Raw genomic sequence first — 5224 nt, 5'->3', positions numbered from 1 at the left:
CGCCACCACGCCGGGCACCGCTCGGGGAGCACGGGCGTCGAGTGCGGTCACGGGCGGCCTCCGATCCGGGGGTCGATGGCGCGGTAGGCCAGATCGAGGAGCGTGCTGATGGTCACGTACACGACGGCTGACAGCAGGACGACGGCCATCACCACCGGCATGTCCCGGCCCGTCACGGCCCGCATGGCCACCTGGCCGAGCCCGGGCCGGCCGAAGAGCACCTCGGTGATGACCGCCCCGCCGAGCAGCGTGCCGGTGAACCAGCCGGCCAGTGTGACTGCGGGGATCAGCGCGTGCCTGAGCGCGTGCCTGGCCACCAGCCGCGCCTCGCTCAGCCCGCGCGCCCTGGCCGTGACCGCGAACGGCTGCTCGAGCGCCCGCTCCAGGCCGCCGCGCAGCACCTGCCCGAGCACGCCCGCGATCGGCAGGCCCAGCGCGCACGCGGGCAGCACCAGCGCCTGCGGCCCGGACGCGCCCGACACCGGGAACCAGCCGAGCGTGAACGAGAACACCGACAGCAGCACCAGACCGATGAGGAACGGCGGCACCGACACCGACACGAGCTCGGCCGCCGAGGCCGCGCCGCGCAGCCACCGGCCCCGCCCCGCGGTCACGACGGCGATCACCCCGGCGAGCGCCACCCCGACCCCGGCGGCGGCCAGCGTGAGCTGCACGGTCGGCCCCACCTGGCCGGACAGGACATCGCCGACGCCGAGCTGGAGCTGGTACGAGCGGCCGAGGTCGCCGTGCAGCAGCCGCCACAGGTAGGTCAGGTACTGGACGACCTCGGGCCGGTCGAGCCCCCATTCGGCGATGATCTTCGCCCGGATCTCCGGCGTGTCGGCGCCGTCGCCGATCAGGACGTCGATGGTCTCACCCGGCGCGAGCATCAGCGCGACGTACGAGGCGCTGGCCGCCGCCCACAGCACCGCTAGACCGGTGAGCAGGCGCCGGGCCAGGGCACGGCTCCAGTTGGACAGCGGTCTTGCGGTCATGTGGCGATCCGGACGTCGTACGCGCCGCGCGGCGTGCCCGAGGCCTCCTCGAAGCCCAGCCCCTGCACGGTCTTCTGCGCCGCGATCTGGTCGGCGGGCACGTAGATCGGGAACACGATCGCCTTGTCCTTCACCACGACCTGCTGTGCCTTGACGTACAGCTCCTTGCGCTCGCCCAGGTCGGAGGTCGCCTGGGCGGCGGCGAGCCACTTCTCCACGTTCGGGTCGGAGAAGCCGGTGCGGTTGATCGCGCCCTTGCCCGGGAGCAGCAGGTTGAGCGCGGCGCCCGCGTCGGCGTCGCCGCGGGAGTTCTCGAAGATCTCGTACTCGCCGTCGTTGAGCGCCTTCTGCGCCGTTCCCTGATCCACGATCTTGACCTGGAAGTCGATCCCGGCGCTCTGCTTGACCTGCGCCTGGATGGCCTGGGCGAGGATGTCGCGGCGGTCGCGGATGAACGCGGCGGAGGCGACGGAGCGTACGGTGAGCCGCTTGCCGTCCTTGACGCGGTAGCCCTGGGCGTCGCGCTGTTTCCAGCCCGCCGCGTCGAGCAGGGCGTTGGCCTTGGCCGGGTTCCCGCCGAAGGAGCCCTCCAGCGAGGCGTCGTAGAACGGGCCGCCCTTGGTGACGACGCTCCACGCCCTGGTGGCGGTCCCCTGGTAGACGGCCTTCAGCACCGCGTCCACGTCCACGGCCTCGCGGAACGCCTCCCGTACGCGCTGGTCGTCGAAGGGCGCGTGGGCGGTGTTGAAGTAGTAGGAGAAGGAGGTGCCCGAGTTGAGCGAGCTCTGGTAGGTCAGCCCGGGATCCTGCTTGATCATGGCGGCGTCGGTGGCCGGGACGCCCTCGATGACCTGCACCTGCCCCGAGGTGAGCGCGCCGACGCGTACGGCCGCCTCAGGCAGGAACCGGTAGGTGATCCGCGAGAGGTAGGCGGGTCCCTCGTGCCCCGCCCCGGCGGGCGGCCACTTGTAGCCGGGGTTGCGCCGGTAGCGGATCTCCTGGCCCTGCACGTACAACTCGAGGATGAACGGCCCGGTGCCCACCAGGTCAGGGCCGCCGAACTTGACGTCCTTGGCCGCCTTCAGCGACTTCGGCGAGATCTGCCCCGCGTACGGCGAGGCGAGGAAATCGAGGAAGAGCGCGTCCGGCTCCTTCAGCGTGACCTCGAGGGTGGTCGGCGACTTCACCTCCGCCTTGGCGAAGGACCTGAGCTGGATGGCGGCGACGGTGGGGTTGTAGCCGGGCACGAAGAACTGCTCCAGGTTCGTCTTGACCGCCGCCGCGTCGAACTTCGTGCCGTCATGGAACGTCACGTCGTCGCGTAACTCCAGGGTGTATGTCAGCCCGTCATCCGACACCTTCCACGACTTGGCCAGCCACGGCCGGAACGTGCCGTCCTTCGCGCGCGAGAGCAGCGCGTCGAACTGGTTGAACACGAGCAACCTGACCTTGTTCTGCCCCCACTGCTGAGGGTTCAAGGTGATCGGCTGGGTCTCGATGGCCCAGGTCAGAGCGGTGTTCTGGGCCTGCTGGGCCGGTTGCTGAGATCCGCAGGCGGTCAGGGAGACAACGAGGACGAGGGGGGCGATGCCCTTGAATCGCTTCACACGCATTCCTTGGGGCCGACGCATTACCTAGCCAAACGGTAGGTAATGCATGAATGCCTGTCAACGGCCCTCGATAGGCTCGACCTAGATGGACCCGAAGGAGTCAGCCCGATGATCTTCATTACCGCCAAGTTCCGCATCCTGCCCGAGCACGCCGACGGCTGGCCGGAGATCGCCCGCGAGTTCACCGAGGCGACCAGGGCCGAGCCGGGCTGCCTGTGGTTCGACTGGTCGCGCAGCGTCGAGGATCCGGCCGAGTACGTCCTGGTGGAGGCGTTCCGCGACAAAGCGGCCGGGGCGGCGCACGTTCAGTCGGCCCACTTCAAGCAGGCCCAGCAGACGCTCCCGCCGCACCTCGTCGAGACGCCCCGCATCATCAACACCGCCGTCCCGCAGGACGACTGGTCCCTGCTGGGCGAGCTGGCCGTGCCCGACCGCGACTAGCCGACCCGGTGCCCTGGACCCACGCCCGCGGAAGGGGGCGGGCCACCCTCTCCCGACCGCGCGGCCCTGCCGAAGTACGTCGGGAACGGCGGGTGCCTCGCCGACCGCGTGGCCCCTCCCAAGGGACCCCGACCGAAGTACGCGGGTCCGGTGAGCTCGCGGCACCTGTCGTACCCCGCGCTGCCGAGGTCGATCGCGCCCGCCTGGTACTCGGCGGCGAACACGGGGATGTCGTCCCGCAGCCTCTCGGTCAGCCCTTCGCCCCAGGGACCCCAGACGCCGGGGTCGGCGCACTCGAAGGACTGCGGGTAGTCGTCGACCCCGGGGATCTGCACCGCTCCCGGCTCGGTCGCCCACGTCGAGCTCCAGCTCCCGGCGTCGCAGCAGTCGTTGGCGGTGATCGGCACGTCGATGCCGTCCGCCCGGGCCTGGTCCTGGATGTCCTACATGTACGCGGCGTCCGTGTTGACCTGGTACTCGTTCTCGGCGTTGTAGAGGATCACCGGACCGCCGGCGGTGACCTGGTGCCTGGCGATGATCGGGTTGATCCGGTGCAGCCACTCGCGGTAGGCGGCCTGGTATCCGGCCTCGCTGCTGCGTGCCCGCCCCGGCACGGTCTTCACCCAGGCGGGCAGGCCGCCGCCGGTGGTCTCGGCGTTGATGTACGGCCCGGGGCGGGCGATCACGTACAGGCCGGCCTGCTGGGCGGTGCGCAGGAGGCGGTCCACGTCGCGCACGCCGGTGAAGTCGTACACGCCGGGACTCGGCGAGTGGTAGGCCCAGGAGAAGTAGACCGAGATGGCGTTGAACCCGGCCGACCTGAGCTTCTCCAGCACGTCCCGCCAGAGTTCGGAACTGGGCAGGCGGAAGTAGTGGAACTCGGCCGACTGCAGGACGAGCCGCTCGCCGTCCACTATCAGCGAGTACCTGTCGTACGTGACCTCGTGCGCGGCGGCCTGGGCGTGCGGGGGCACTCCCAGCAGGGCGCAGAGAAGGACCAGGGACACCGCGAGTGAGCGCCTCATGGCACGCCCTCCAGGGATGGGCTCAGGTACCCGTTTAATTTGGCGATCATCCAAACAAAAGTCAACGGAGGCGCTACCCGCACATCCCCGTTACAGGAACGTTACGAAACTCTGCGAATCCCTCCATTCGAGGGTTTTCGCAGCTACAGCCCCAATTATGTTTTTTCCGGGTTGTTGACGAAAAACATCCTGTGTCGGCACACTTCGCGTTATGTCACACCCCCGTGGCCCCTTGGCGCAGCTGAGGCGCGGGCACGAAGAGCTCGTGCTCGAGCTGCTGCGCAAGCACGGCCCGCTCAGCCGGGGCGAGCTGGGCAAGCTGTGCCAGCTGTCCCGGACCACCCTGTACGACATCCTCGCCGGGCTGGTCTCCACCGGCGCGGTCGTCACCGCCACCCAGCAGGACGCCCCGCGCGGCCGCGGGCGGCCGGCCGAGACGCTGACCCTCAACCCGGACGCCGGGCAGGCGATCGGCATCGACTTCGCCCGCCGCGCGGTGCACGTCGCCGCCGTCAACCTGGCACACGAGGTCGTCGGGTCGGCCAGCGCGCCGCACCCCGCCGACCTGTCGTGGGAGGAACGGGTGGACCTGGCCGAGCGGCTCGTCGGCTCACTCACCGACGGCGGCCTGCGACTGGGCGCGCTCAGCGCGATCGGCGTCGGCGTGGTCGGCCCGGTCGGCTGGCCAGAGCCCGAGGACGACCCGGCCGGACTCAGCCCCGACGAACCCGCCCACCCCGTGCAGGTGCTGCTCAGCAGCCGGTTCGGCGTGCCGGTGCTGATGGACAACAACACCCGGCTGGCCGCCCTGGGCGAGGCGATCTGGGGCGCCGCCGCCGGCGGTCTGGACGTGCTGTACCTGCGTCTGTCCCACGGCGTCGGCGGCGGGCTGGTGGTCGGCGGGTCGCTGCACCGCGGGGCGTACGGCCTGTCCGGCGAGTTCGGCCACATCACGGTGGACCCGGACGGAGCGCCCTGCGACTGCGGCGGCACTGGCTGCCTGGAGACCGTGGCCTCGATAAGAGCCGTCCTGGACGCGTACCGCGCGGCGGGCGGACGCGCCGGCGACGTGCCCGAGCTGGCGAAGGCGACCGGGGCGGGCGACGAAACGGCCCTGACCCTCCTGGAGGGCGTCGGCGCCACGATCGGCGGC

At 70.7% G+C, this 5224-nt stretch carries 6 protein-coding genes; 2 read left to right on the top strand and 4 right to left on the bottom strand.

What is annotated here, in order from left to right; genetic code table 11:
- Positions 1-47: 47 nt before the first annotated feature.
- Both AB0J09_RS55590 and AB0J09_RS55585 read right to left on the bottom strand, forming a co-directional pair.
- Positions 48-995, bottom strand: coding sequence for an ABC transporter permease (locus AB0J09_RS55590; protein WP_360710499.1), 948 nt, complete (start codon positions 993-995; stop codon positions 48-50).
- Positions 992-2608, bottom strand: coding sequence for an ABC transporter substrate-binding protein (locus AB0J09_RS55585; RefSeq protein WP_360710497.1), 1617 nt, complete (start codon positions 2606-2608; stop codon positions 992-994). The genes AB0J09_RS55590 and AB0J09_RS55585 overlap by 4 nt, the downstream gene beginning before the upstream one ends.
- Before the next feature lie 105 nt (positions 2609-2713).
- Between AB0J09_RS55585 and AB0J09_RS55580 the strand changes: the two genes are divergently transcribed.
- Entirely contained in the window at positions 2714-3046 is a 333-nt protein-coding gene (locus tag AB0J09_RS55580; RefSeq protein ID WP_360710495.1) for a putative quinol monooxygenase, read from the top strand.
- On the opposite strand, the gene AB0J09_RS55575 is transcribed toward AB0J09_RS55580, so the two are convergent.
- Both AB0J09_RS55575 and AB0J09_RS55570 read right to left on the bottom strand, forming a co-directional pair.
- On the bottom strand, positions 3043-3453 hold the full coding sequence (locus tag AB0J09_RS55575; protein ID WP_360710494.1) for a hypothetical protein: 411 nt from the start codon (positions 3451-3453) through the stop codon (positions 3043-3045). The two genes, AB0J09_RS55580 and AB0J09_RS55575, sit on opposite strands and share 4 nt — an antisense overlap.
- 36 nt (positions 3454-3489) lie before the next feature.
- Entirely contained in the window at positions 3490-4071 is a 582-nt protein-coding gene (locus AB0J09_RS55570; protein ID WP_360710492.1) for a beta-galactosidase, read from the bottom strand.
- A gap of 211 nt (positions 4072-4282) precedes the next feature.
- Between AB0J09_RS55570 and AB0J09_RS55565 the strand changes: the two genes are divergently transcribed.
- A partial coding sequence (locus AB0J09_RS55565) for an ROK family protein (protein ID WP_360710490.1) occupies positions 4283-5224 on the top strand: 942 nt, incomplete at its 3' end.

This window comes from Nonomuraea sp. NPDC049784 (genome assembly GCF_040659615.1).
Taxonomy (GTDB): Bacteria; Actinomycetota; Actinomycetes; order Streptosporangiales; family Streptosporangiaceae; genus Nonomuraea.
The sequence above is the reverse complement of the archived record's forward strand: the minus strand, read 5'-3'. Positions and strand labels throughout refer to the sequence as shown.

Bases quoted from the DNA above. Each gene is read 5' to 3' on its own strand.
- AB0J09_RS55590 (WP_360710499.1), bottom strand. From the start codon at position 995: ATGACCGCAAGACCGCTGTCCAACTGGAGCCGTGCCCTGGCCCGGCGC.
- AB0J09_RS55585 (WP_360710497.1), bottom strand. From the start codon at position 2,608: ATGCGTGTGAAGCGATTCAAGGGCATCGCCCCCCTCGTCCTCGTTGTC.
- AB0J09_RS55580 (WP_360710495.1), top strand. From the start codon at position 2,714: ATGATCTTCATTACCGCCAAGTTCCGCATCCTGCCCGAGCACGCCGAC.
- AB0J09_RS55570 (WP_360710492.1), bottom strand. From the start codon at position 4,071: ATGAGGCGCTCACTCGCGGTGTCCCTGGTCCTTCTCTGCGCCCTGCTG.